This window comes from Kribbella capetownensis, from assembly GCF_004331485.1.
GTDB lineage: Bacteria > Actinomycetota > Actinomycetes > Propionibacteriales > Kribbellaceae > Kribbella > Kribbella capetownensis.
This window is the reverse complement of record NZ_SJKD01000011.1, coordinates 165847-191738: the sequence shown is the minus strand read 5'-3', so window position 1 is coordinate 191738 and position 25892 is coordinate 165847. Positions and strand designations below refer to the sequence as shown.

Here is a 25892-nt window from a genome sequence, read left to right as displayed (position 1 = left end):
GGCTTGCCATGAGTGATTCCGTCGAACTCATCATCGGTGGCATGACGTGCGCCTCGTGCGCCGCCCGGGTGGAGAAGAAGCTGAACCGGATGGACGGCGTCACCGCGACCGTCAACTACGCCACCGAGAAGGCGAAGGTGACGTACCCGGCCGGCATCACCACCGACGACCTGGTCGCCACCGTGGAGAAGACCGGCTACACCGCGACGCTCCCGGCCCCTGCGGTTGCCGATGGCCACGAGGACGAGCCGGACGAGCTGAAGCCGCTGCGCGAGCGGCTGATCGCCAGCATCGTGCTGGCGGTGCCGGTGATCGCGTTCGGGATGATCCCGGCGCTGCAGTTCGACTACTGGCAATGGGCATCGCTGACGCTGGCGTTCCCGGTGGCGACGTGGGCGGCCTGGCCGTTCCACAAGGCCGCCTGGACCAACCTGCGGCACGGCGCCACCACCATGGACACGCTGATCTCGCTGGGCGTGGTCAGCGCGTTCCTCTGGTCGCTGTACGCGCTGTTCCTCGGCTCTGCCGGTGAGCCGGGCATGACGATGCCGTTCACGCTGATCCCGTCCCGCGGCACCGGCGCCGAGGAGATCTACCTCGAGGTCGTCACCGCGGTGACCACGTTCATCCTGGCCGGGCGGTACTTCGAGGCCCGCGCCAAGCGCCGGTCCGGCGCTGCCCTGAAAGCGCTGCTGGAGCTGGGCGCGAAGGACGTCGCCGTACTGCGGAACGGTGCCGAGGTGCGGATCCCGGCCGACCAGCTGGCCGTCGGGGACGAATTCGTCGTCCGGCCCGGCGAGAAGATCGCCACCGACGGCGTGATCGTGACCGGCAGCAGCGCGGTCGACGCGTCGATGCTGACGGGCGAGTCCGTCCCGGTCGAGGTCAGCGCGGGTGACGCGGTCGTCGGCGCCACCGTGAACGCCGGCGGCCGGCTGATCGTCCGGGCCACCCGGGTCGGCGCCGACACGCAGCTGGCGCAGATGGCGCGACTGGTCGAGGACGCGCAGAACGGGAAGGCCGAGGTCCAGCGGCTGGCCGACAAGGTGTCCGGGTTCTTCGTGCCGATCGTGATCGGGCTGTCGCTGACGACGATGGGCTTCTGGCTCGGCAACGGTTCCCCGGTCGAGGTGGCGTTCACCGCCGCGGTCGCCGTACTCATCATCGCTTGCCCGTGTGCGCTCGGGCTGGCCACGCCGACCGCGCTGATGGTCGGCACCGGCCGCGGTGCGCAGCTGGGCATCCTGATCAAAGGTCCGGAGGTGCTCGAGTCCACTCGCCGCGTCGACACCGTCGTCCTGGACAAGACCGGCACCGTGACCACGGGCCGGATGGAGCTGATCGACGTACTGCTGACTCCTGGGCAGGAGCGGGCCGACGTACTGCGTCTGGCCGGGGCGTTGGAGCACTCGAGTGAGCACCCGATCGCACAGGCCATCGCCCGCGGTGCCCAGGCCGAGCTCGGTCAGCTGCCCGACGTCGAGGACTTCGGGAACGTCGAGGGCCTTGGGGTCCAGGGCATCGTCGACGGCCACGCCATTCTGGTCGGCCGCACGCGGCTGCTGGAGGAGTGGAGCCAGTACCTGCCCGACGACCTCGCGCATGCGAAGGACCACGCCGAGGCCGAGGGCAGTACGGCGGTCGCAGTCGGTTGGGACGGCGAGGCGCGAGCAGTCCTGGTGGTTGCGGACACGGTGAAACCCACGTCAGCACAGGCCATCGGCCAACTGAAGGCGCTGGGGCTGCGGCCGGTGCTGCTGACCGGCGACAACGAGGCAGTGGCGCAGAAGGTCGCGGCGGAGGTCGGCATCGACGAGGTGATCGTCGAGGTACTGCCGGCCGGCAAGGTCGACGCGGTCAAGCAGTTGCAGGGCGAGGGCAGGGTCGTCGCGATGATCGGTGACGGCGTCAACGACGCCGCTGCCCTGGCCCAGGCCGACCTCGGCCTGAGCATGGGCACCGGGACCGACGTGGCGATCGAGGCCAGCGACCTGACCCTGGTCCGCGGCGACCTGCGCGCGGCGGCGGACGCCATCCGCCTGTCCCGCAGCACGTTGCGCACGATCAAGGGCAACCTGTTCTGGGCCTTCGCCTACAACGTGGCGGCACTTCCGCTGGCCGCCGCCGGACTGCTCAACCCGATGCTGGCCGGCGCGGCGATGGCCTTCAGCTCGGTCTTCGTCGTCTCGAACAGCCTGCGACTGCGGCGATTCCGCCCCCTCACCTGATCCAGGCTGTGCTGTCGCTCGGCAGCCTGCCGTCGTCCAGTGGGGTGCTGGTCAGCAGCACCTCCTCGTGCGGCGGCAGGTCGGCCGGGTCGGCCGTCAGATTGGTGACGCAGGTCAGGTTCTCCCGCTGGAATGCGAGCACACCAGGTGGCGAGTCGAGCCAGGTGAGGGTGCCGTCGCCGAGGCAGGTACGGCGGAGTGCCAGGCCGGTGCGGTAGAGGGTGAGCATCGAGTTCTGGTCGTCGTGCTGGGACTCGACGGTGAGGTTCTTCCAGTCGGTGGGTTGCGGGAGCCACGGCGTACCGGTGCCGAAGCCGAACGGCGGCTCCTTGCCCGACCACGGTAGGGGCACTCGGCAACCATCCCGGCCGCGGTCGGTCCCGCCGGAACGCGCGAAGATCGGGTCCTGGAGCAGTTCGTCAGGCAGGTTCTCGACCTCCGGCAGACCGAGCTCTTCGCCCTGGTAGACGTACACCGCACCCGGCAGGGCCATCGCGAGCAGGGCCGCGGCGCGGGCACGCCGTTCACCGAGGACGAGGTCCGTGCGCATCCCGTGCTTGCGGTCCTGATGCGAGAACGACGTGTCCGGACGCCCGTACTTCGTCACCGGGCGGGTGACGTCGTGGTTGGACAACACCCAGGTCGGCGGGGCTCCGATCGGGACGTGCGTGGTCAGCGTCAGGTCGATCGACGACTTCAGTTCGTCCGCCTGCCACGGCCGGGACAGGAAGTCGAAGTTGAACGCGGTGTGCATCTCGTCCGGACGCAGGTACAGCGCGAACCGCTCCTGGTCCGGCATCCACATCTCGCCGACCAGGAACCGGCCTTCGTACGAGTCGGTGACCTGGCGCCAGCCGCGGTACACGTCGTGCACCTCGTCGTGGTCGGTGTACGACTCCTCGACGCTGTCCAGGTCCTTGAACAGTACGGCGGCGCTGTCGATCCGGATCCCGTCCACGCCCCGGTCCAGCCAGAACCGCAGGATCGCGTGGAACTCGTCGACCACCTCTGGGTTGCGCCAGTTGAAGTCCGGTTGCTCCGGGGCGAACAGGTGCAGGTACCACTCACCGTCCTCCACCTGTGTCCAGGCGGGGCCGTTGAAGATCGACTGCCAGTCGTTGGGCGGCAGCTCACCGCGGCCGGAGCGGAACAGGAACCGCTCCCGCTCGGGCGAGCCTGGACCGGCCTGCAACGCCTGGACGAACCAGTCCTGCTGATCGGATCCGTGGTTCGGAACGATGTCGATGATCGTGCGGATGTTCAGCGCGTGCGCCTCCGCGATGTACGCCTCGGCCTCCTCGAGCGTACCGAAGGCTGGATCGATCGCGCGGTAGTCGGCGACGTCGTACCCGCCGTCGGCCATCGGGGACGGGTACCACGGGTTCAGCCAGATCGCGTCCACGCCGAGCTCGGCCAGGTACGGCAGCCGCTCGCGCAGACCGGCCAGATCGCCGATCCCGTCACCGTTGCCGTCGGCGAAACTGCGCAGGTACACCTGGTAGATCGCCGCATCGCGCCACCACTCGTCAGCCATCGAATCCCCTTATCCTTTGAGACTTCCGGCGGTCAGACCCGCCATGATGCTTCGTTGGAAGACGAAGAAGACCAGGATCGTCGGCAGGCTGGCGATCACCAGCGACGCGATCAGCACGTTCTGCGGCATCTGCGCGGACAGCGACGCGATGCCGACGCTGATCGACATCTTGTCCGTCTCCGGCAGCACCAGCAGCGGCCAGACGAAGTCCTTCCAGACCGTCACGACGGACAGGATCGACACCACACCGAGGATCGGCCGCGACACCGGCAGCACGATCGACCACAGGATCCGCAACGGTGAGGCGCCGTCGATCTCCGCCGCCTCCAGCAGTTCGCGCGGGATCGAGTCGAAGAACCGCTTCAGCAGGAACACGAAGAAGCCGTTCGCTGCCGCCGGCAACCAAATCGCCCAGGGCGTGTTGAGCAGATCCAGGTGGAAGATCGGCAGATCCTTGGCCACCAGGTACGTCGGCAGCAGCAGGACCATCGGCGGGATCATCAGCGTGGCCAGCATCGCGCCGAGGATCAGCTTGCCGAAGAACGGCCGGAGCTTCGACAGCGCGTACGCCGCGGTGACGTCGACGGCGAGCGTGAACAGCCACGCGCCACCGGCGTACAGGGCGGTGTTCTTCAGGAAGACACCTAGTTGCAGCTGTTCCCAGGCATCGGCGTACACCCCGAGATCGAACGACTTCGGGAAGAAGCTGGGCGGGATCTGGGCCAGCTCGTCCGGGGACTTGAGCGCGCCGGTCACCATCCAGTACAGCGGGAACACGAACGCGCCGGTGAAGCCGACCACGACGACCGTCAGGATCGTCCAGTAGATCAGCCGGCCGCGCGGGGTCCGCAGCGCGAGCGGCGACACCAGGGTCCTCACTGGGCCTCCTCCTCGCGGGACACGCGCAGATAGATCGTGGAGAACACCAGCAGGACGAGCATCAGCATCAGGCCGAGTGCACCGCCGCCACCGAAGTCGCCGAAGTTGAAGGCGTACTGGTACATCAGGTAGGCGACCGTGACGGTCGCGTTCTCCGGGCCGCCGCCGGTCAGCAGGTACGGCTCGATGAACACCTGCATGGTCGCGACGACCTGCAGCAGCAACATCACCAGCAGGATCAGCTTGGTCTGCGGGATCGTCACGTGCCACACCCGCCGGAACAGGCCGGCTCCATCCAGCTCCGCCGACTCGTACAGGTCACCCGGGATGCTTTGCAGCGCGGCGAGGTAGATCAAGGTTCCGGTGCCGAGGTTCATCCAGGTGGACACCAGCACCAGGCTCACGAGCGCCGTACTGGTGGAGTCCAGCCAGCTCAGCGGCGGGAGGTGGAAGACGTCGAGGATCTGGTTGAACAGACCTGAGCCTGGGTCGTAGAACCACTTGAACAGCAGTACGGCGACGGCCGGCGGCAGCATCACCGGGAGGTAGACGACGAACCGCAGGTAGGCCTTCGCGTGCCTGAGTTCGTTGAGTACGACGGCCAGCACGAACGGTACGGCGTACCCGATGACGAGGGCGAGACCGCTGAACGCGGCGGTGTTCAGCCACGCGGACCGGAACGCCGGATCCTCGATCACGGTGCGGAAGTTGTCGAACCCGACCCACTTCCCCGGGTCGACGAAGTTGTTCTCCTGAAAACTGAGCACCACCTCCCGAACCATCGGATACCAGGAAAACAAGGCGAAACAGATCAAAGCCGCACACAAGAACCCGTAAGCAGTCAGATTCCGACCGAAGGCCCGGCGCAGCGCGCCACCGTGATCGTCGTCAGGTCGCGGGTCCGCCGCCCCCTCCAACCGGGGGCGGCGCACCTGCTCTTCGGTGACTGCCATCAGGTGTTCTTGGCCAGGATCTTGTTGGCTTTGCCTTCCGCGTCGGACAGGAGTTTGTCGATGTCGGCGTCCTTCCGGGTGAGTACGGCGGACATCGCCACGTCCAGGACGGCGTACAGCTCCTGCGCCTTCGGCGGCTCGAGCTTGTTGGTGATGGTCGACTGCGCCGCGACGTACGGCGAGAAGTGGTCGACCGGGACCGTCGCGTACTGCTTGCGCAGGTCGACGATCTGCTTACCCGGCCCGGAGTCGCCGTACAGGTCCGGGATCGGCAGCCCGACCGGACGCCCCTGCTCCTTCGCCCGCGCGTAGTTGAACTGTCCCTGTCCCGGTGTCAGCTCGTGGAAGTTCAGCCACAGCAGCCCGGCCTTGATCTTCTCCGGCGTGGCCTTCGGATTGAACATGTAGCCGTCGCCACCGCTCAGCGACGCCTTGCCCTCGGACTCCGGTACGGCGGTGACGCCGTAGTCCTCGAACTTGCCCTGGAAGTCGTTGTTCACGCCCTGCACGACATCCGGCGCGCCGATCATCATGCCGAGCTTGCCGGAACCCATCATCCGCATCAGGTCCTCCCACTGGAGGAGCTGCTTGCTGCCCATCGAGTTGTCGTTCCAGCGCATCTGCTTGAGGTTCTCCAGCACCGCCTTGCCTTCGGCGCTGTTGAACGCGGCGGTCTTGCCGTCGTCGCTGACCATCGACCCGCCCCGTGCGTACAGCGAGGCGGCGAAGTGCCAGCCGCCGGTGTTGCCTGCGGAGTACTCACCGAAGCCGACGTACCCGGCGCCGAGCCCGGCGATCTTCTTCGCCGCCTCCTGCACCTCGCCCCACGTTTTCGGCGGGCTGTCCGGGTTCAGGCCGGCCTGGGTGAACAGCTTGCGGTTGTAGACAAGACCCATGTTGTAGTTGTTGCGCGGCAGCCCGTAGGTCTTGTCGCCGTCCTTGAACACGCCCATCACGTCCGGCCGGAGATCATTGACCGCCTTGACGTCACCGACGTACTGGCTGATGTCGGCGGCCTGCTTGGCCTTGATGATCTTCTGCACGTCGGTGTAGTAGACGTAGAACACGTCCTCCTGACTGCCGCCGGCCAGCTTCGCCTGGAAGGTGTCCGGGTTGATGCAGGGGAACGCGTCCCTGCTCTGGATGGTGATGTTCGGGTGCTGCTGCTGGAACGCGGCCACGTCGGCGTCCCAGCCTTCCCGCTCCTTCGGATTGCTCTTCGGCGGCTGGCAGCCGACCGTGATCGTCACCGGGCCGTCGCTGCTCGCTGATGCCTGAGCACTCGGTTCGTCGTCCCCCGACCCGCAGGACGCGGCCACCAGCCCGAGTCCCGCGACCAGCAGCAGGCTGAGCCCGCGCCGCGTTGTCCTCATCGATCCACCCTCTCCCTCGATCTTGCGGACACCGTAGGCAACTCGACACCACTGCGCAATAGTCAAATAGAAGATTGCAAAAACGTGACTTCAGATGGGAAGGTGGCTCGCGCAGGGCGGACGACAGCAGCCGCCGACCGGAGACCGGTCAGCGGCTGCGGAGGGGTGGTAGGTCAGATCCTGGCGCGCGCTGTGGAAGCCCGGACGACCAGTTCCGGCTCGAACAGCAACTCGTCGGCAGGCACGGCGGCGCGTTCGATCAAGGCGACCAGCATGTCGACGGCGGCCCGGCCCATCGCGTCGATCGGCTGCCGGACAGTGGTCAGTGGCGGGTCGGTGCAGTTCATCATCGCGGAGTCGTCGTACCCGATCACCGAGACCTCGTCGGGGACGGACAGGCCGGCCCGGCGGACCGCTCGGATCGCGCCGAGCGCGAGGATGTCGCTGGCGCAGACGATGCCGGTGACGCCGTTGTTGACCAGCCGGGTCGCGGCCGCGTGCCCACCCTCGAGCGAGAACATCGTGTGCTCGACCAGTTCCATGTCCGCCTCGTCCGCGGCCAGGAACGCGTCCAGCTTGCGCCGCGACGGGATGTGGTCCCGCGGCCCTAGCACCATGCCGATCCGGCGGTGGCCGAGCGCGCGCAGGTGCCCGAGCGCCATCTCGGCGGCGACGAAGTCGTCCGAGGACACCTGCGGGAAGCCGAGGTGGTCGACCGCCGCGTTGACGAGGACGGTCGGCAGCTTGCGCTCCTGGATCAGCTCGTAGTGCGCGTGCGGTGCGTCGGCCTGGGCGTAGAAGCCGCCGGCGAACACCACCCCGGACACCTGCTGCTGCAGGAGCAGATCGACGTAGTCGGCCTCGGACACGCCGCCGACCGTGCGGGTGCAGAGCAAGGAGGTGAAACCTTGCTGCGCCAGCGCACCACCGACGACCTCGGCGAACGCCGGGAAGATCGGGTTCTGCAACTCCGGCAGCACCAGCCCGACCAGCCGGGCCCGGTCGCCGCGCAGCTGCGTGGGGCGCTCGTACCCCAGGACATCGAGGGCGGTGAGCACCGCTTCCCGAGTCGCCTCGGACACTCCGGGCTTCCCGTTCAGGACCCGGCTCACGGTGGCTTCGCTGACGCCGACCTTCTTGGCCACCTCTGCAAGTCGTCGTGTCATAACGCAAACTCTACGCCTGATCACGCAAGTTCTTGCAATAGCTTGCGTACCTCGCTGAACTCTCAGGATTCCTGACAGACTTGGAGCCGTGCCCCGATTCGTCGCTACCCGCCCCGACACCGGTCTGCTGTCGCTTCCGTGGGACGTGCCCCTGGAGGACTGGCCCGAGGACCAGCTGGTCGCGCTGCCGCGCGGTATCTCGCGGCACGTGGTCCGGTTCGTCCGGGTCAACGGCAGCGTGTACGCGATCAAAGAGGTGATGGAGCACCTGGCGCTGCACGAGTACCGGCTGCTGCGCGACCTGGAACGGCTGGAGTCGCCCTCGGTCGAGCCCGTCGGCGTGATCACCGACCGGCTGGACCGCAACGGTGAGCCGATCGACTCGATCCTGATCACCCGGCACCTGCAGTTCTCGCTGCCCTACCGCGCCTTGTTCTCCAGCACGCTGCGGCCGGACACGGTGAACCGGCTGATCGACGCCCTGGTCGCGCTGATCGTCCGGCTGCACCTGCTCGGGTTCTTCTGGGGCGACTGCTCGCTGTCCAACACCTTGTTCCGCCGTGACGCCGGCGCGTTCGCGGCGTACCTGGTGGACGCCGAGACCGGCGAGTTGCACCAGGACATCTCCAACGGCCAGCGCGCGCACGACCTCTACACCGCGGAGATCAACCTGTTCGGCGAACTGCTCGACCTGCAGGAGGGCGGGCTGCTCGACCCGGACATCGATCCGCAGGAGACCGTCGAGTCGATCCAGAAGCGGTACGAGGCGCTGTGGGCCGAGCTGACCGCACCGGAGGAGTTCACCACCGACGAGATGCACCGGCTGGACTCGCGGATCCGGCGGCTGAACGAGCTCGGCTTCGACGTCGCCGAGATCGACATCATCACCGACTGGGACGGCAGCCAGGTCCGGATCCAGCCGAAGGTCGTCGACGCCGGCCATCACTCGCGCCGGCTGCTGCGCCTGACCGGCCTGGACGTCGAGGAGAACCAGGCCCGCCGGCTGCTGAACGACCTGGACGCGTTCGCCGCCGCGACCGACCAGCAGAACGAGGACGAGGAGATCGTCGCGCACCAATGGCTGACCACGGTGTTCGAGCCGGTGGTCCGCACAGTTCCGCGCGACCTGAACCGCAAGCTCGAGCCGGCCGAGGTGTTCCACGAGGTGCTCGAGCACCGCTGGTTCCTGTCCGAGCAGGCCGGCCACGAGATCGACACGATGGAAGCCGCCCGCTCGTACGTGGAGGACGTACTGGCCGCCAAGCCGGATGAGAAGCTCGCGCTGCCCAGCCCGACTCTGACCGAACCGGAGTGATCAGCGCGGAGGCATCCGCAGTGCGCCATCCAGCCGGATGACCTCGCCGTTGAGCATCTGGTTGTCGATGATGTGAGCGGCCAGAGCGGCGTACTCGGCCGGGCGGCCGAGCCGGGACGGGTGCGGGACCTGCTGCTCGAGCACCGTGCGGGTCTCCTCCGGGAGGCCCGCCAGCATCGGTGTCTCCATGGTGCCAGGGGCGATGGTGACGACCCGGATCCCCTTGTCTGCAAGGTCTCTGGCCGCGGTCAGCGTGAGGCCGACGATGCCGCCCTTGCTGGCCGCGTACGCCGCCTGCCCGACCTGACCGTCGTACGCCGCGATGGACGCGGTCATCAGCACGACACCCCGGTCACCGTCCTCGCCAGGCGGTTGCGCGATCATCCGCTCGGCGGCCAGCCGGAGCACGTTGAAGGTGCCGATCAGGTTCACCTCGATGACCTGCCGGAACGTTGCCAGCGGCAACGGACCCTTCCGGCCGACGACCCGGCCCGGCGTGGCGATGCCGGCGCAGTTGACGACCACCCGCAGGATGCCGAGCTCGGCGGCCGCGTCCAGGGCTGCCGTCACGGCCGCCTCGTCGGTGACGTCGGCCGGGGCGAACACGACCCGGTCGCCCAGCTCGTCGGCGACCGCCTTGCCCGCAGACGATGCCAGGTCCACGATCACGACGCCGGCTCCGTCGGCGGCCAGCCGCCGTACCGTCGCCTCACCGAGACCGGAACCGCCACCGGTGACCAGAGCGACGTCGGACGGGCCAAGCTTCATCGAACACTCCTCAGGAGATCTCGGCTGATCACCAGCCGCTGGATCTGGTTGGTTCCTTCGAAGATCTGGGTGACCTTGGCCTCGCGCATGTACCGCTCGGCCGGGAACTCGCGGGTGTAACCGTACCCACCGAGCACCTGGACCGCGTCGGTGGTGACCTTCATCGCGGTGTCGGTGCAGATCAGCTTGGCGATCGCGGCTTGCTGGGTGAACGGGCGGCCGAGGTCGCGGCGACGTGCGGCCTGCAGGTACGTCGCCCGGGCCGACTCGACCGCGGCGGCCATATCAGCAAGCAGGAACTGGACGCCCTGGAAGTCCGCGATCGCCTGACCGAACTGCTGCCGCTCCAGCGCGTAGGCCGCGGCGACGTCGAGCGCCGCCTGGGCCAGACCAACCGCGCAAGCGGCGATGCCGAGCCGGCCGGAGTCGAGCGCGGAAAGGGCGATCCGCATCCCGTCGCCCACGGCGCCGATGAGGTTCTCGGCCGGGATCCGGACCTGGTCGTAGTTGACCAACGTGGTGGTCGACCCGGTCAGGCCCATCTTGCGCTCGGGCGCGCCGAAGCTGAGACCCTCGGCGGACGCTCGCACGTGGAAGGCGGAGATGCCGCGGTTCGGGTCCTCCGACGTACGGGCGAAAGTGGTGTAGAAGTCGGCGTGCGAGCCGTGGCTGATCCACGCCTTGGTGCCGGTCAGGACGTAGGAGTCGCCGTCGCGGACTGCCCGCGTGGTCATCCCGCTGATGTCGGAGCCGGCCTGTGGCTCGGACAGCGCATACGCCCCGAGCATCTCGCCGCCGATCATCTCCGGCAGCAACCGGGCCCGCTGCTCCTCGGTGCCGAAGGTGGCCAGCCCGTAGCTGGTCATCGTGTGCACCGACACCCCGACGCCGACCGACATCCAGGCGGCGGCGACCTCCTCGAGCATCTGCAGGTACACCTCGTACGGCTGCTCAGCGCCGCCGTACTGCTCCGGGTAGGGCAGGCCGAGCAGACCGGCCTTGCCGAGTGTGCGGAACGCATCCCGCGGGAAGGTCTCGCTCTCCTCCGCCTGAGCGGCGTACGGCGCGAGTTCGTGCACGCACAGGTCACGGACCAGGGCGAGCAGATCGGTGGATTCCTCGGTCGGCAGGAGACGATCGACAGCCATCAGATACCCCTCTCAACGGCTGACGAAATGATACTCGTAACGATACTGAAGCACATAGTTCCGTATCGTTCTATGCTGTCTCGATATGACAACAGTCGTTCCGGGGCGCCGTACCCGCAGGCAGTCCGAACTGCTCGACCGGCTCCTGACCCTGTTCCTCGAGCAGGGCTTCAGCCGGTTCACCCTGGACGACCTGGCCGCCGAGCTGCGCTGCAGCAAGACAACCCTGTACGCGCTCGCGCCGAGCAAGGAGCAGCTCGCCGTCGAGGTGGTGAAGCACTACTTCAAGAATGCCACCGCCCAGGTCGAGTCGGCGGTCGCCCGGCAGACCCGGCACGACCGGCGGATCGCGGCGTACCTGAACGCGGTCGCGGACGCGCTCCGGCCGGCCAGCCGGACCTTCCTGGACGACGTCGCGACGTTCGCGCCGGCCCGGTCGGTGTACGAGCGGAACACCCGGATCGCGGCCGACCGGGTCCGGTCGCTGATCGAGGACGGCATCAACAACAAGATCTTCCGGCAGGTCGACATCGCGTTCGCGGCCGAGATGGTCGCGCACACCATGCAGGCCATCCAGCGCGGCGACATCGCCCGCCGCACCGGCCTCAACGACGCCGAGGCCTACCGCGAACTCGCGTCCTTCGTTCTGCACTCCTTGCGATTGGACTGAGCTTGTAGGTTGCCCGGATGGAACTCAGGCTGGGTCCGGCCGAGGTCGAGGTGCTCGGGCACACGGCCCGGACCTGGTCGGCGCACGGCGCCACTACGCACTGGTCCGGATCGAGGGCCTCGAGCCGGACTCCACGACGCCGTACGAGGTGAAGCTGGACGGCCGGACGGTGTGGCCGGCCGCGATCGAATCGCGCTGCTCCCGGCACCTCGATCCGGACGAGCGGGCGATGGTCGACGCCCACGAGTGGGAGTGGGTACGACGCCACACGGTCGGCGCGACACATCCGATCCGGCATCTCCTGCTGGCCTCGACCCTGCCGTTCCTGCTCGCGCCCGGACTGCACCACCTGGAGGGATGGGACGAGGCGGTCTCGTCCGGCGCGTGGGGACGGCGCGGCGCCCGGGTCGGCGAGAGGATCCGGCGACGTCGATCCTGATGCTGTCCGGCGACGTGCACTGCAGCTACGTGGCCGAGGCCCAGCTCACGACCGTCGACCATCCGGGTACGGCGATCCGCCAGCTCACCATGTCGCCGTTCCGGAACCCGGTGCCGCAGCACATCAGGTGGGGCAACCACCTCCTCGGCACCCGGTGGATGACCGCCCTGCTGCACCTGCTCGCACGGTCGGCCGGCGTACAGGATGTGGCGGCGGACTGGCGCCTGTCGCACGGACCGTGGTTCGAGAACGGGGCGATGACGGTGACACTGTCCGGCGCGGCGTGGGCCGTCGATGTCGATCACGCAGTGTCGCGAAGTGATATGCAGGTGTTGCGGCGCACGGTGACCTGCGGCGGCCTAGACTCAACCAAGCGTTTGACGTCCTGAAGCTGCCAATGAACTCATCAGAACCGCACGCCACGGAAGGCTGATGACCATGCGACCCTCCACTGTCCGGCGCGCAGCCGCTGCGCTCGCCGTAACCGCTCTGACCCTGACCGCACTCCCTGCCAAGGCCGATCCGGTCAAGCCGCCACGACTGTCCGCCGCGGCGATCACCTCTGCCCTGAACGAGGACGTCTCGATCCCGGGCACCACCTGGATGACCCGGCCGGACGGCACCGTCGAGGTGTCCTACGACTCGACCGTCACCGGCTCGAAGCTGACCTCACTGACCGGCGTGACCAAGAAGCTCGGGGAGGGCGTCGTACTGACGAAGCTGCCCGGCAAGCTGACCACCCGGATCAGCGGCGGCAGCGCGATCTACGGCGGCAACGTGAAGTGCTCGGCCGGCTTCAACGTCTCCCGGCGGGGCATCTACTACCTGCTCACAGCCGGTCACTGCGGCGCCGAGGCCGCGACCTGGTACAACAACTCGGCCAAGACCTCCCGGCTCGGCTCGCGGCACCATTTCAGCTTCCCGGGGAACGACTACTCACTCATCGTCTACCGGACCGACATCCCGCGGCCCGGCGGCAGCGTGAACCTGTACAACGGCCGGTCGCAGGACATCAGCCGGGCGGTCAACCCGAACCTCGGCAAGTACGTGTACCGCGCCGGCGGCACCACCGGACTGCAGCACGGCACGGTCACCGGGCTCAACGTCACGGTGAACTACCCCGAGGGCCGGGTGACCGGGATGATCCGGTCCAGCGTCTGCTCGGAGCCGGGCGACTCGGGTGGTCCGCTGTTCTACCGGCAGTACGCCTACGGCCTGCTCTCCGGCGGTAGCGGCGACTGCAGTTCGGGCGGCGTCAGCTACTTCCAGCCGGTCGTCGAGGCCCTCACCCGGTACGGCGTGGCGGTGTACTGAGCGGAGGATTACCCTCACGCTCCGAATTCGGGCGAATACTCACGGATAGATCTGGGTACTACTGCTCACGGTTTTAAGTCAAGGACGCACCCGCCCCGAGCGCGTCCTCATCGTGAGGAGGCTGAAACCGTGAAATTCTCTCCGCTTCGCCGTACCGCCGCGATCCTGGCAGCCGCCGGGCTCGCCGCCGCCGGGCTGCTGGCCACCCAGGCCAGCGCCGCCCCGATCAATCCGTCGGCACTGTCGGCGACCGCCATCACCGCCACGCTGAGCAAGGACGCGTCCATCCCGGGCACGGCCTGGCAGACCAACCCGGACGGCCGGATCATCGTCTCGTACGACGACACGGTCACCGGCGCCAAGCTGTCCTCGCTCACCGGGGTCACCAAGCAGTTCGGCGACCGGGTCACGCTGGAGAAGATCTCCGGCAAGCTGACCAAGTACATCGCCGGCGGTGACGCGATCTACGGCGGGCAGTACCGCTGCTCGCTCGGCTTCAACGTCCGCAGTGGCAGCACGTACTACTTCCTGACCGCCGGTCACTGCGGCAACATCGCGTCCAGCTGGTACTCGAACTCGAGCCACACCACGCTGCTCGGCACCACCTACGGGTCGAGCTTCCCCGGGAACGACTACGCGATCGTCAAGTACAGCACGTCGTTCACCAACCACCCCGGCACGGTCGACCTGTACAACGGCACGAGCCAGGACATCACGACCGCGGGCAACGCGTCCGTCGGCCAGGCCGTCAAGCGCAGCGGTAGCACCACCGGTGTGCACAGCGGCTCGGTCACCGCGACGAACGCCACGGTGAACTACGCCGAAGGCACCGTCACCGGCCTCATCCGCACCAACGTGTGCGCCGAGGGCGGCGACTCCGGCGGCGCGCTGTTCGCCGGTTCCACGGCGCTCGGTCTCACCTCCGGCGGGTCCGGCAACTGCAGCAGCGGCGGGACGACGTACTTCCAGCCCGTCACCGAAGCGCTCTCCCGCTACGGCGTGAGCGTCTACTGACCCTGCAACAACAACAGCGCCCCGGACCACTCGGTCCGGGGCGTTGTGTCGTCAGGCGCGGCGGCGGGAGATCTCGTAGAGGGCCACGCCGGTGGCGATGCCGGCGTTGAGGGACTCGGTGGCCGACGTCATCGGGATCGAGACGATCAGGTCACAGTTCTCGCGGACCAGCCGGGCCAGGCCCTTGCCCTCGGAGCCGACGACCAGGACCAGCGGCTCGGTCGCGACGTCCAGGTCGGGGAGCTCGACAGCGCCACCCATGTCGAGGCCGACGACCATCAGGCCGGCGTCCTTGTACGACTTCAGCGCGCGGTTGAGGTTGGTCGCCCGCGCCACCGGGATGCGTGCCGCGGCCCCGGCCGATGTCTTCCACGCCGACGCCGACACAGACGCCGCCCGGCGCTCCGGCACCAGTACGCCGTGCGCACCGAAGGCCGCCGCGGACCGGGTGATCGCGCCCAGGTTGCGCGGATCGGTCACCCCGTCCAGCGCGACCACGAGCGGCACCTCGCCGGCGGCGTACGCGCGGTCGAGCAGGTCGTCGGGATGCGCGTACTCGTACGGCGGGATCTGCACCGCGACACCCTGGTGGGCGCCGCCGGCGGTGACCCGGTCGAGCTCGGCCCGCGGCACCTCGAGCACCGAGACGCCGTGCTCGACCGCGAGCAGCAGTGCCTCCCGCAGCCGGGCGTCCCGTTCGGTGCCCTCGGCAACATGCAGCGCCGCGGCCGGCACTCCGGCCCGCAGCGCCTCAACCACCGGGTTGCGTCCGTAGACCCACTCGACGGTGGAGTCGCTGTCCTTGCGGGCCGGGCGGCGGTTGCGCTCACGCTCGTTGGCGCGCTCCTTCGCCTTCGCCCGCTTGTGCGCGGGGTGCTTGGTCCGGTCCACCGCCTTCGGGGTCGGGCCCTTGCCCTCCAGACCGCGGCGGACCCGGCCACCGGATCCGGCGGTCGGGTTGCCCCGCGGCTTCTTGCGGATGGCGCCCTTGCGCTGGCTGCTTCCCGGCACGTCAGCTTCCTTCGTCGGTTGTAGTCGGTGCCGCCAGCGACCAGCGTGGTCCCTGCGGCGTGTCCTCGACGACGACGCCGAGCGCCTTCAGCCGGTCGCGGATCGCGTCCGACGCGGCGTAGTCCTTGCGTTCGCGGGCGGACTGCCGCTGCTCCAGTAGCGCCTTGACCAGCCCGTCCACCACCTCGGTCAGCTCGCCGCCGACGTCCGACCGCGACGCCCACGGCTCGGCCAACGGGTCGAGCCCGAGGACGCCGAGCATTCCGCGCACCGCGGCCAGGGCGTCCCGCAACGCGGGCGAATCGCCGTCCGCGAGCAGTTTGTTCCCGTCCCGGACGGTGTTGTGCAGTACGGCGAACGCCGCCGGCGTCCCCAGGTCGTCGTCCATCGCGGCGCCGAAGTCGGACGGCAGCTCGGCGGCCGGCTCGACCCCACCGGTCACCTCGGTCGCCCGGGTGACGAAGCCCTCGACCCGCTGGAACCCCTTCGCGGCCTCGTCCAGCGCCTCGAACGAGAACTCCACCACCGAGCGGTAGTGCGACTGCACCAGGTAGTACCGCAGCTCGATCGGCCGGACCCGCTGGACCACGTTGCGCACGATCGCGCCATTGCCCATCGACTTCGACATCTTCTCGCCGGCGGTGGTGACGAGCGCGTTGTGCATCCAGAACCGGGCGAACTTGCGCCCGACCGCGGTCGACTGGGCCAGCTCGTTCTCGTGGTGCGGGAACCGCAGATCCAGCCCGCCGCCGTGGATGTCGAACTCGTCGCCGAGGTACTTGCCCGCCATCGCGGAGCACTCCAGATGCCAGCCCGGGCGGCCGCGGCCGTACGGCGCCGGCCAGGAGGCAGTCCGCGGGGTGTCCTCGGTGTAGCCCTTCCAGAGCGCGAAGTCGCGGGGGTCGCGCTTGCCGCGCGGGTCCGCGTCCTCGGCGGCCTCCATGTCGTCGATCTTCTGGTGCGAGAGCTCGCCGTACGACGGCCAGGACCGGATGTCGAAGTAGACGTCGCCGGAACCGTCCGGGGCGACGTACGCGTGGCCGCGCTCGATCAGCTCGTCGATCAGCTCGATCATCTCCGGGATGTGACCGGTGGCGCGCGGCTCGTACGTCGGCGGGCGGCAGCCGAGGACGTCGTACGACCAGTGCAGTTCGCGCTCGAACTCGTAGGCGTGCGCCCACCACGGGACGCCGCGCTCGGCCGACTTCGCGAGGATCTTGTCCTCGATGTCGGTCACGTTCGCGATCACGGTGACCTCGTAGCCGGACCGCTCCAGCCAGCGCCGCAGAACGTCGAAGACGACTTCCTTGTAGATGTGCCCGACGTGCGGCGCACCCTGCACCGTCAGCCCACAGTGGTAGATCCCGACCTTGCCCGGATGGACCGGCTCGAAATCCCGCACTGCTGCCGTCATGGTGTCGTACAAGCGAAGTGTCACCGGTCAAGGGTAACGGGAAGTGGCACTCCCTCTTGACAAAATACCGGCAGGAGCACTTGTCAGGAGGAATCCGTTGCCGAACCAGCCACCGTACGGCCCGCCGCCGCAACAGCCGGGGCCGTACCAGGGCCCACCACCCCCGCAGTACGGACCGCCACCAGGTCCGCCACCGCAGTACTGGGGTCCACCGCAGGGTCCACCGCGGATGGGACCGCCGATGGGACCGCCGCCGGGGCCGGGATTCGGCTGGGGATCGAACGGGTTCCCGCCGCCGAAGAAGAAGAGCAAGGCGGGCTGGATCGTGCTGCCGATCGCGATCGTGGGTCTGGCCATCGTCGGGTTCGCGGTGCTCAGCGGCATGCTGAAGCACAACAGTGACGACTACACCCAGCCGGAGCCGACGTCATCGACGTACGAGCCGACCGAGGGACCGACGTACATCCCCACCACCAAGGTCCCGACCGCGCCGGCCACCCGAACGACGCAGCCGCAGCCGACCAAGACGACGCCTCCGCCGCCGTCGGACTCCGACATCGTCACGAAGAACCGGTTCTACCGGACCGGTGTGCAGAACACGGTGAACTGCAAGGAGTCCAAGTCCCGGGCCAACAGCATGGCGAACGCGCGCAAGTACTACACGAGTGTGCTCAACTGCCTGATCCGCGCGTGGCCGAAGCAGGTGAACGCGGGCGGGGCCCACTTCGTCGCGCCGCATCTGATCGCCTTCACCGGCAGCGTCTCCACGCCTTGCAGCGGGAATGCGCCGAGTTCGTTCTACTGCAGGTCGAACCGGACCATCTATATGGACGCCGGCAGCGACGTGACCTGGTACCGCGGGCACAGCAACGACTCGGTGGCGACCACCTGGCTGCGGGCGGATATGACGGACACGGTGGCGCACGAGTTCGGCCACCACATCCAGGCCATGACCGGCATCCTGGCAGCGGAGAGCAATCTCGAGTACGAACTCAGCGGCGACAAGTCGCTGGAGATGAGCCGGCGTACCGAGATCCAGGCGACCTGCTTCGGCAACGTCTTCATGGGCGCGAACAAGAGCAGCTACCGGCTCACCGGATCGCTCAAGAAGGAACTGGACTTCCTGCACTCCCACCAGGGCGACGAGTACGGCACCGTCCGGGACCACGGCAGCCGGACCGTCATCCCGCGCTGGGCCAAGGCCGGTTTCACCACCCGGAGCCCAGGATCGTGCAACACCTATCTCGCCGCGGCGAAGTACGTGAAGTAGCCGATCGGTAAATAATCACCTCGGCTACAAACTGGAGGTTTGATTCTTTCCGACGCCGGGTAGAACCTCCGCCGAGCGCTCTGTCCGCCCCTCATCGCTCTGTGGAGGTTCACCGTGAAGTCCGTCCTCACGGGTGCCGCCGTCACTCTTGGCCTGCTTCTGGCCTCGATCGGCTCCGCCCAAGCCAGTACGCCGAACACCGACGCGTCCACCGCGTCCCACCAGCCCACCCCGCAGGCCCGCCAGCACGGCATCGACAAGGCCGGCGACGCCTACATGGGCTGGCTGCAGAACACCACGACCAGCGCCGCTCCGGCGGTGATGGCCCCGGCCGCCTCGGTCGAAGGCATCGACGTCTCCAGCCACCAGGGCAACGTCAACTGGGCCTCGCAGTGGTCGGCCGGCAAACGGTTCGCCTACGTGAAGGCGACCGAAGGCAACTACTACACGAACCCGTACTTCGCCCAGCAGTACAACGGGTCCTACAACGTCGGCATGATCCGCGGCGCCTACCACTTCGCCACCCCGAACGACTCCAGCGGCGCCAACCAGGCCACGTACTTCCTGGCCCACGGCGGCGGCTGGTCCCGGGACGGCAAGACCCTGCCGGGCGCGCTCGACATCGAGTACAACCCGTACGGCGCCACCTGTTACGGGCTGAGCGCGGCCTCGATGGTCAACTGGATCCGCGACTTCCTCAACACCTACAAGGCCCGGACCGGCCGCGACCCGGTGATCTACACCAACCTCGACTGGTGGAGCCGCTGCACCGGGAACAGCACCGCGTTCAACTCGACCAACCCGCTCTGGGTGGCCCGCTACGCCTCGGCGCCGGGGACCCTGCCGGGCGGCTGGCCGTTCCACACCATCTGGCAGTACAGCTCGACGCCGATCGACCAGGACCGTTTCAACGGTGACCAGTCCCGGCTCGTTGCCCTCGCCAACGGGTAATTGGGTTGCGGCGGTCTCATAGTCTCGATCGGTGAGCTCTTCACTGCCGATCGAGACCGACCGCCTGACCCTGCGCCGCTACCGCGATACCGACTACGACGACCTGCTGAAGCTGCAGTCCAACCCCGACGTCACCCGGTTCCTGCTGTACGACCCGAAGACGCCGGAGCAGGTCAAGGAGTCCCTCGCCGGCCGGCTGGCCGATGTCCCGATGGATACCGACGGTCAAGCGCTCACCGTCGCGGTGATCCTGCGGGAGACCGGTCAGCATGTCGGCGAGGTGTCGTTGTTCGTGCAGAACGCCGAGCACCGCGGCGGCGAGATCGGGTTCGTCTTCCACCCCGAGTTCCACGGCCACGGATTCGCGGCCGAGGCGTCGATCGAGCTGCTGCGGATCGGGTTCGAGGACTACGCCATGCACCGGATCATCGGTCGCCTCGACGCGACCAACACCGGCTCGGCGAGCCTGCTGAAGCGGCTCGGGATGCGGCACGAGGCGACCTTCGTGAAGAACGAGTTCCTCAAGGGCCGATGGACCGACGAGGCCGTGTTCGCGATGCTCGCCGAGGAGTGGGACAAGCGCTCGTAATTATCTGACCGCGCGACACGCGATCGCGGCACGCGTTCACCGGCTCGGGTCTACCGTCGAAGAATGACCACCGCCCGTTCCGTCACCGCCCTGATCGCCGGTGTGGTCGTGCTGACCGCCGGTTCGCTACCGAGCGAGCCCGCCAAGGTCGCGCCGCCGCGTCAGATCGCCTACCGCACGTGGACGTCGACCACCGACTTCCTCGCCGGTGCCCAGCACGGCACCACCGTCACCGACGATGCCCTGACCTTCGGCACCTCGACCGGCACCACGTCGTACGTCGACCCGTTCGGCGACGGCACCGCGAAGAGCTACGACCAGACCAGCTGGGTCTCGCCGCACGTGAGCACCGGCTTCGGGCTGACCGAGTTGGTCGCGTCCTGGAACGCGACGACGCCGCCGGGCACGTGGGTCGAGGTCTCGATGGCCGGCCAGACCGACGCCGGCACTACGACCAAGTGGTACGTGCTCGGCCGCTGGTCCGGCGGGGACGACACCGCGGCCGGCGACATCCACCGGACCTCGGTGCCGAGCCAGGGCGACGCGGACGGATCCGTTGCCGTCGACACCTTCACAGCCGCCTCGGGCCACTGGCTGGACCGCTGGCAGCTGAAGGTGACCCTGTACCGGCTGACCGGTACGACGCAGAGCCCTGTGGTCCGGTCGGTCGGGGCGATGGCGTCCCGGCTGCCCGACGACAAGAAGGTTGCCGCGAGCCCCCTTGGCGGTGCCGAGGGCATTGTTCTCGACGTACCGACGTACTCGCAGGAGACGCATCTCGGGCACTATCCGCAGTGGGACGGCGGTGGCGAGGCGTGGTGCTCGGCGACGTCGACGGCGATGGTGCTCGACTACTACGGTGCCGGACCGACCGCCGACGAGACGGCCTGGGTTGACCCTGCCGACGCGGATCCGCAGGTGGACCACTCGGCCCGGTCGGTCTTCGACTACGCGTACGACGGTGCCGGGAACTGGCCGTTCAACACGGCGTACGCCGGATCCCGCGGCGTGGACGGGTTCATCACCCGGCTGCGGTCGCTGACCGAGGCGGAGCAGTTCATCAAGGCCGGCATCCCGCTGGTCGCGTCGCTGTCGTTCAAGAAGGGCGACCTGCCGGGCGCGGGCTACGGGACCAACGGGCACCTGATGGTGATCGTCGGGTTCGACCCGGCCGGCAACGTGGTGGTGAACGATCCGGCCTCGCACCTGATCCCGAGCAACGGTGAGGTACGGACGACGTACGACCGCACTGCTTTCGAGAACGCGTGGGTGCCGCACTCGGGTGGGCTCGTGTACGTCATCCACCCGAGCGGCCTGCAGCTCCCACCGCGGGAACCACAGTCCAACTGGTAGAGCTCAGCGGGCGAAGAGCGCGCCCGTCAGGTTCGTGGTGAGGTTCCGCAGCGAGTCCGGCAGGTACTGCAGGTGCCAGCCGCGCGGACCGCGGTACCACGCGAAGCCCTCGTCCTCGTCGGCGTCCTCGTCGGTCGCGACCAGCGCGTCGATCCAGCGCTCCGAGCCGCCGAGGACGACGGCGTACGGCAGGGCGCGCGAGCAGAGCTCGGCGTGCTGGTCCGAGGGCAGTTCGCTGACGTCCATCTCGAGCAGCTCACCGCGGATCGCGGCGACCTGGCCGAGCACCCGTCCAGCAGCCGGCGCCTTGGCCGGCATGTAGCGGCCGACCACGATCAGGCCGACGCCGATGGCGGTGACCGCCAGGCCCAGCAGCCCCCACGTAGAGAACAGAGCGAGAAGGACAGTGGCGATCACGCCGACCACTGTGGTGGCGATACCGATCGTCGCCCACAGCGATCGGGTCCGGTCCGGGCGCTCGTTGAACCAGCCGCGCTTGACCACACCGTCGTACAGGGCGTCCTGGACCTGGCCGAGGTTCTCCCGCACCTGGCGGCCGAGCTCCGAGACGAGCACCGAGTCCGCGTCGCCGAAGATGGCGCGGATCAGGACGTTCTCGTACCGCTGCAGCTCCTCCGACGGCGCGTTCGCGACCCGGCGCAGCTCCCAGTCCGGTCGCGCGTACTCCGTCTCGTGCTCCAGCTCGATGATCGTGATGTGACCGCGGACGGCCAGGTCGATGATCGTCGCGGTGACGTCGACCGGGTCGATCCGCTCGTCGATCAGCGTGCCCACCTCGCCCGGCCGCAGGTCGGACGGCGGGGTGAAGTCGATCCGGGTGTCGTTGCCGAGGCTGAACAGCGAGGCCGGTACGACGCGGCGCGGGTCGACCTGGTCGCGGCCGCGGATCCGGTAGAGCAGCAGCAGCCCGATCAAGCCGAGCAGCAGCACCGCCAGTGCGGTGATCAGCTGCGCGGTGTCGGTGGAGAACGCGCGCTTGAGGGTCTTGCGGAACTCGACGATCGAGTTCGCGGCGATCTCGCCCTCGGGGAAACCGATCGTCATCCGGACCGTGTTGCCCGGCGGCAGGCTCTGCTGCTGGAACGTCGGCCCGGACGTCTCACCGACCTGCGCCAGCGTGCACGGCGTGTTGCTGTCGATCGCACCGGCGAAGCAGGAGACGTGCGAGACCTCCGGAGTACTGAAGACGATGTTGGCCTGCTGGACGGTCAGGTTGATCCCGGTCAGCGGCGCGAACCGCACCTCGGTGCCGTTCAGCGTCTGGGCGACCGCGCCCTTGACCGTGTAGGTGAAGTCCAGCTGGGTGTTGCCGCTGATGTCGGCGACCGCCATCGAGGTGACGTCACCGTCCGTGCTCAGCTCGGCCTGCTTGTCCTCGCCGCCGGACTTGACCTGCAGGTCCTGGATCTCCTGCACGTGGTCGACGTCGTCGGGCAGGTGGTCACGGGTGACGACGAACCGGGTGAAGGTCCCGGTCACGTTGCTGAGCTTCCAGGTCTCGGAAACCCGGAGCAGGCCGTCACGTTCGACCCGGATCTGGCTGTCGAAGTTGGTCACGACCGGGTCGGCCGCACCGTTTGAACCGGTCGCACCGGCGGGGAGGCCGGTGAGGGCGGTTAGACCAAGGGCACACAGGGAGAGCCCGAGCAGACGAAGACGCATTGCTCAATCACACCGTATCGGAGGGGTCAGTGTTGACCTGGGCACCATATCGTGACGGACGTTCAACTGTGGTTGAGCCTGCGCTCCGCTACCGTCTGCCGCGTGTCAGGCAACCAATGGGGACCTCCACAGCAGGCCGGGTACTACGGTCCGCCACCGGCCAATCCGCAGTACGGCTGGGGACCGATGCCGCCGCAGCCGCCGAAGAAGTCGCGCGGCGTGGCCGTCCTGGTCCTCGGCGTGCTCGCCGCCGCGGGAGCGGCCGCGGTCATCATCGCGCTCAAGATCGCCCAGGGTGACAACGACGATGTGGCCGTGACCCGACCGGTTGCGACCAGCGCTCCGACGTACGAGACCCCTTCGGTGCCGGTGGCAACGACCAGTTCGTTGCCGCCGCCACCCACCACGCGCCCGCCGACACCTCGGCCGACGCGGACGACCACCGCGCCGAAGGAGGTCAGCCCATTGCAGTTCATCGCCACCCACCGGCTCTACAAGACCGGTATGCAGCGGTCGGTGAACTGCAAGGAGTCCCGCTCGGGGCTCGGGAACGGGTCGAAGGCAACGGCCTACTACCGCGCGGTCAAGGCCTGCCTGGACCGCGCCTGGCCGCGGCAGGTCCAGGCCTCCGGCAGCCGGTTCCGGACGCCCGGACTGATCTCCTGGGTGGGCAACGCGAACTCTCCGTGCGGCAACTCCGACCGGAGTCTGTCGTTCTACTGCTCGTCGAACCACACGATCTACATGGATGTTGCCGACGACATCCAGTACTGGCGGCAGAACCAGCAGTTCACCCGGGCGCTCGCCATGCACACGGTGGCGCACGAGTACTCGCACGCCGTCCAGCAGATGACCGGCATCCTGCCGGCGTACTACAAGGTCCGCTACCAGATGCCGAACCAGGCGGCCCAGCTCGAGGTGAACCGGCGGATGGAGTTGCAGGCGTCCTGCCTGGGCAACACGTTCCTCGGCGCCAACCGCGGCAGCTACCCGATCTCCGGCGCGCTCTACCGGCAGTGGCTCTACATCGTGAACAACAGCGGTGACAACACCTCGCTGCCCCGGGACCACGGGAGCCGGAAGAACCACGGCGCCTGGAGCCGGACGGCGTTCACCAGCCGGAACCTCAGCAAGTGCAACACCTACACGGCGTCGGCGGCCAGAGTGAGTTGAGCCGGGGCTCGGATAGCGTCGGGCGGGTGTCTGGCAACCAGTGGGGCCCACCGCCGCCCGGGCAGTATCCTCCTCCTCCGCCTCCGCCCGGACAGTTCGGCGGCTACGGCGGTCCGCCGCCACCGCACGGTCAGTTCGGCGGGTACGGCGGTCCGCCGCAGCCGCAGCTCGGGTGGGGTGCACCGCCTGGTGGGCCGATGCCGCCGCGGAAGAAGGGCAGCGGTGCGAAGGTGCTGCTCGCGATCCTCGGTGTCGTCGTACTCGGTGGGATCGGTCTGCTGGTTGGGTCGAACGCCCTGAAGCACAACGACTCTCCCTACAGCAGTCCGTCGATTCCGACGTCGACCGACAGCCCGACGTACGAGCCGTCCGAGGAGCCGTCGCCGGCCACTGCCACCAGCCGGCCGACGGCGACCCGGACCACGACCAAGCCGACGACCACGCCGCCGACCGCGCCGCGGACGACCAGTACGCCGAAGCCCAAGCCCGGGCCGACCGACGCCGACCTGGTACTGCGCAACAAGCTGTACAAGGCCGGGGGCATGAAGTCGGTGAACTGCAAGGAGAGCCGGTCACGTCCGTCCACTGCAGCCGGTGCGCGGGCGAACTACTCCACTCTGCTGAAGTGCCTGAACAAGGCCTGGCCGTCGATCGTCGCGAAGGCCGGCGGCCGGTTCCGGTCACCGCATGTGCTGTCGTTCAGTGGGACCACCCAGACGCCGTGCGGGAGCTACAGCGATACCGGTCCGCCGTTCTACTGCGGCAGCACCGAGACCATCTACATGAACCTCAGTGAGGACATCGGCAACTACAACCGCCACCCGGAGGCCTATCAGAAGGTGTGGGCGCGGATGTGGATGCTGCACCAGTTCGCCCACGAGTACGGGCACCACGTGCAAAACATGACCGGCATCCTCGCGGCCAACAGCCGGATCCGGTACGAAGCGCCGACCCAGGCAGCCGAACTCGAGGGCAGCCGGCGGCTGGAGTTGCAGGCGTCCTGCTTCGGCGACATGTTCATCGGGTCCAACCGGCGTACCTACCCGGTCACCGGCGAATCCCTGTTCCAGTGGAAATGGCTGATCCTGCACTGGACGGACTACAACAACGACCACGGCGACGGGGTGAACCACCAGTACTGGGCCACCCGCGGCTTCAACAGCCGCAACCCGAACGTCTGCAACACCTTCGCCGCATCGGCCGGGAAGGTTCGGTAGACCGGAATGCCCGCCCGACACCGGTCTGATGCGCGGTGACCGCCCGGGGTGACTAGCCTGGGTGAACCCGGATCACGCAAAGTATGTCCGGGGATGTGCATCGTTGTCCGGAGGGAACCGACCGGGCGCGGCTTCGGCACCCCGAAACAGCGCCGGATGCATCACGTTGACGGCTACACCCAGCAAGGTCGTGAGGAGTATCGATGTCGGACAACTGGAACCCACCCCCGGGACACGACCCGGCAGACCGCGAGCCGGCTGAGGGCGATCAGCCGACCGGTCCGCCGGAGCGGCCGGCCCGGGACGGTCAGCCAGGCCAGTGGTGGACCGAAGAGGACATCGAGGCCAAGCGCGAGTTCCAGGACCCGTCCGGCGGCGAACGCCCCCGGAACAACTGGTTCGGCGAAGGCTGGTCCAACCGCCGTCCGGT

24 protein-coding genes are annotated in these 25892 nt (G+C 68.2%); 14 read left to right on the top strand and 10 right to left on the bottom strand.

Annotated elements, in window-relative coordinates:
• Positions 1-8: 8 nt before the first annotated feature.
• Entirely contained in the window at positions 9-2228 is a 2220-nt protein-coding gene (locus E0H75_RS37435; RefSeq protein WP_131518451.1) for a heavy metal translocating P-type ATPase, read from the top strand.
• Here E0H75_RS37435 and E0H75_RS37430 read toward each other — a convergent pair.
• From E0H75_RS37430 to E0H75_RS37410, 5 genes are all read right to left on the bottom strand, one after another.
• A complete protein-coding gene (locus E0H75_RS37430) occupies positions 2221-3762 on the bottom strand; it encodes a glycoside hydrolase family 13 protein (protein WP_131518450.1) in 1542 nt (513 codons plus the stop codon). The genes E0H75_RS37435 and E0H75_RS37430 overlap by 8 nt on opposite strands.
• Positions 3763-3771: 9 nt before the next feature.
• The gene (locus tag E0H75_RS37425; protein WP_131353081.1) at positions 3772-4641 is read right to left on the bottom strand and encodes a carbohydrate ABC transporter permease; all 870 of its coding nucleotides are present in this window, start codon (positions 4639-4641) and stop codon (positions 3772-3774) included.
• Positions 4638-5423 (bottom strand): carbohydrate ABC transporter permease, encoded by a 786-nt coding sequence (locus tag E0H75_RS37420; protein ID WP_238163505.1) that lies wholly within the window; start codon positions 5421-5423, stop codon positions 4638-4640. The genes E0H75_RS37425 and E0H75_RS37420 overlap by 4 nt, the downstream gene beginning before the upstream one ends.
• A gap of 170 nt (positions 5424-5593) precedes the next feature.
• Positions 5594-6967, bottom strand: coding sequence for an ABC transporter substrate-binding protein (locus E0H75_RS37415; RefSeq protein ID WP_131518449.1), 1374 nt, complete (start codon positions 6965-6967; stop codon positions 5594-5596).
• A 173-nt stretch (positions 6968-7140) separates the two neighbouring features.
• Positions 7141-8133, bottom strand: a complete 993-nt coding sequence (locus tag E0H75_RS37410; protein ID WP_131353083.1) for a LacI family DNA-binding transcriptional regulator — start codon at positions 8131-8133, stop codon at positions 7141-7143.
• A 67-nt stretch (positions 8134-8200) separates the two neighbouring features.
• On the opposite strand from E0H75_RS37410, the gene E0H75_RS37405 reads away from it, so the two are divergent.
• A complete protein-coding gene (locus tag E0H75_RS37405; RefSeq protein WP_238163521.1) occupies positions 8201-9448 on the top strand; it encodes a DUF4032 domain-containing protein in 1248 nt (415 codons plus the stop codon).
• Here the strand turns inward: E0H75_RS37405 and E0H75_RS37400 are convergent, their stop codons facing one another.
• Together E0H75_RS37400 and E0H75_RS37395 are read right to left on the bottom strand one after the other, a co-directional pair.
• Positions 9449-10216 carry an SDR family NAD(P)-dependent oxidoreductase gene (locus tag E0H75_RS37400; protein WP_131518447.1) on the bottom strand — a complete coding sequence of 256 codons (768 nt, stop codon included), beginning with the start codon at positions 10214-10216 and terminating at the stop codon, positions 9449-9451.
• Entirely contained in the window at positions 10213-11364 is a 1152-nt protein-coding gene (locus tag E0H75_RS37395; RefSeq protein ID WP_131518446.1) for an acyl-CoA dehydrogenase family protein, read from the bottom strand. Before E0H75_RS37395 ends, E0H75_RS37400 begins: the two co-directional genes overlap by 4 nt.
• A gap of 85 nt (positions 11365-11449) precedes the next feature.
• On the opposite strand from E0H75_RS37395, the gene E0H75_RS37390 reads away from it, so the two are divergent.
• The 6 genes from E0H75_RS37390 (at position 11450) to E0H75_RS37375 (ending at position 14801) form a co-directional block, all read left to right on the top strand.
• On the top strand, positions 11450-12034 hold the full coding sequence (locus E0H75_RS37390) for a TetR/AcrR family transcriptional regulator (RefSeq protein ID WP_131518445.1): 585 nt from the start codon (positions 11450-11452) through the stop codon (positions 12032-12034).
• A gap of 17 nt (positions 12035-12051) precedes the next feature.
• Positions 12052-12186, top strand: coding sequence for a hypothetical protein (locus E0H75_RS44750; RefSeq protein WP_272948961.1), 135 nt, complete (start codon positions 12052-12054; stop codon positions 12184-12186).
• Positions 12135-12473: a DUF7800 domain-containing protein gene (locus E0H75_RS44405; RefSeq protein WP_475009193.1), complete on the top strand. Its 339-nt coding sequence runs from the start codon at positions 12135-12137 to the stop codon at positions 12471-12473. The genes E0H75_RS44750 and E0H75_RS44405 overlap by 52 nt, the downstream gene beginning before the upstream one ends.
• A complete protein-coding gene (locus E0H75_RS44400) occupies positions 12419-12862 on the top strand; it encodes a hypothetical protein (protein WP_238163503.1) in 444 nt (147 codons plus the stop codon). The genes E0H75_RS44405 and E0H75_RS44400 overlap by 55 nt, the downstream gene beginning before the upstream one ends.
• Positions 12863-12911: 49 nt before the next feature.
• A complete protein-coding gene (locus E0H75_RS37380) occupies positions 12912-13787 on the top strand; it encodes a S1 family peptidase (protein ID WP_131518444.1) in 876 nt (291 codons plus the stop codon).
• Between the two features lie 129 nt (positions 13788-13916).
• Positions 13917-14801, top strand: a complete 885-nt coding sequence (locus tag E0H75_RS37375) for a S1 family peptidase (protein WP_131518443.1) — start codon at positions 13917-13919, stop codon at positions 14799-14801.
• A gap of 51 nt (positions 14802-14852) precedes the next feature.
• Here the strand turns inward: E0H75_RS37375 and rlmB are convergent, their stop codons facing one another.
• Together rlmB and cysS are read right to left on the bottom strand one after the other, a co-directional pair.
• The gene (rlmB, locus tag E0H75_RS37370; protein ID WP_131518442.1) at positions 14853-15812 is read right to left on the bottom strand and encodes a 23S rRNA (guanosine(2251)-2'-O)-methyltransferase RlmB; all 960 of its coding nucleotides are present in this window, start codon (positions 15810-15812) and stop codon (positions 14853-14855) included.
• Position 15813: 1 nt separating this feature from the next.
• On the bottom strand, positions 15814-17250 hold the full coding sequence (cysS, locus tag E0H75_RS37365) for a cysteine--tRNA ligase (protein WP_131518441.1): 1437 nt from the start codon (positions 17248-17250) through the stop codon (positions 15814-15816).
• A gap of 73 nt (positions 17251-17323) precedes the next feature.
• On the opposite strand from cysS, the gene E0H75_RS37355 reads away from it, so the two are divergent.
• From E0H75_RS37355 to E0H75_RS37340, 4 genes are all read left to right on the top strand, one after another.
• A complete protein-coding gene (locus E0H75_RS37355; protein ID WP_165554319.1) occupies positions 17324-18496 on the top strand; it encodes a neutral zinc metallopeptidase in 1173 nt (390 codons plus the stop codon).
• Between the two features lie 114 nt (positions 18497-18610).
• Entirely contained in the window at positions 18611-19447 is an 837-nt protein-coding gene (locus tag E0H75_RS37350) for a lysozyme (protein ID WP_202873369.1), read from the top strand.
• A gap of 31 nt (positions 19448-19478) precedes the next feature.
• Positions 19479-20036, top strand: a complete 558-nt coding sequence (locus E0H75_RS37345) for a GNAT family N-acetyltransferase (RefSeq protein WP_131518439.1) — start codon at positions 19479-19481, stop codon at positions 20034-20036.
• A 63-nt stretch (positions 20037-20099) separates the two neighbouring features.
• Positions 20100-21389, top strand: coding sequence for a peptidase C39 family protein (locus E0H75_RS37340; protein ID WP_131518438.1), 1290 nt, complete (start codon positions 20100-20102; stop codon positions 21387-21389).
• Between the two features lie 3 nt (positions 21390-21392).
• Here E0H75_RS37340 and E0H75_RS37335 read toward each other — a convergent pair whose 3' ends face one another.
• Positions 21393-23072 (bottom strand): DUF2207 domain-containing protein, encoded by a 1680-nt coding sequence (locus E0H75_RS37335; protein ID WP_131518437.1) that lies wholly within the window; start codon positions 23070-23072, stop codon positions 21393-21395.
• Between the two features lie 102 nt (positions 23073-23174).
• Between E0H75_RS37335 and E0H75_RS37330 the strand changes: the two genes are divergently transcribed.
• Positions 23175-24245 (top strand): neutral zinc metallopeptidase, encoded by a 1071-nt coding sequence (locus E0H75_RS37330; RefSeq protein ID WP_131518436.1) that lies wholly within the window; start codon positions 23175-23177, stop codon positions 24243-24245.
• A gap of 26 nt (positions 24246-24271) precedes the next feature.
• Positions 24272-25462, top strand: coding sequence for a neutral zinc metallopeptidase (locus E0H75_RS37325; RefSeq protein ID WP_238163502.1), 1191 nt, complete (start codon positions 24272-24274; stop codon positions 25460-25462).
• Positions 25463-25892: the final 430 nt, after the last annotated feature.

Bases quoted from the DNA above. Each gene is read 5' to 3' on its own strand.
- E0H75_RS37335 (WP_131518437.1), bottom strand. From the start codon at position 23,072: ATGCGTCTTCGTCTGCTCGGGCTCTCCCTGTGTGCCCTTGGTCTAACC.
- E0H75_RS37400 (WP_131518447.1), bottom strand. From the start codon at position 10,216: ATGAAGCTTGGCCCGTCCGACGTCGCTCTGGTCACCGGTGGCGGTTCC.
- E0H75_RS37395 (WP_131518446.1), bottom strand. From the start codon at position 11,364: ATGGCTGTCGATCGTCTCCTGCCGACCGAGGAATCCACCGATCTGCTC.
- E0H75_RS44750 (WP_272948961.1), top strand. From the start codon at position 12,052: ATGGAACTCAGGCTGGGTCCGGCCGAGGTCGAGGTGCTCGGGCACACG.
- E0H75_RS37390 (WP_131518445.1), top strand. From the start codon at position 11,450: ATGACAACAGTCGTTCCGGGGCGCCGTACCCGCAGGCAGTCCGAACTG.
- E0H75_RS37340 (WP_131518438.1), top strand. From the start codon at position 20,100: ATGACCACCGCCCGTTCCGTCACCGCCCTGATCGCCGGTGTGGTCGTG.
- E0H75_RS37380 (WP_131518444.1), top strand. From the start codon at position 12,912: ATGCGACCCTCCACTGTCCGGCGCGCAGCCGCTGCGCTCGCCGTAACC.
- E0H75_RS37415 (WP_131518449.1), bottom strand. From the start codon at position 6,967: ATGAGGACAACGCGGCGCGGGCTCAGCCTGCTGCTGGTCGCGGGACTC.
- E0H75_RS37430 (WP_131518450.1), bottom strand. From the start codon at position 3,762: ATGGCTGACGAGTGGTGGCGCGATGCGGCGATCTACCAGGTGTACCTG.
- E0H75_RS37410 (WP_131353083.1), bottom strand. From the start codon at position 8,133: ATGACACGACGACTTGCAGAGGTGGCCAAGAAGGTCGGCGTCAGCGAA.
- E0H75_RS37420 (WP_238163505.1), bottom strand. From the start codon at position 5,423: ATGGTTCGGGAGGTGGTGCTCAGTTTTCAGGAGAACAACTTCGTCGAC.
- E0H75_RS37435 (WP_131518451.1), top strand. From the start codon at position 9: ATGAGTGATTCCGTCGAACTCATCATCGGTGGCATGACGTGCGCCTCG.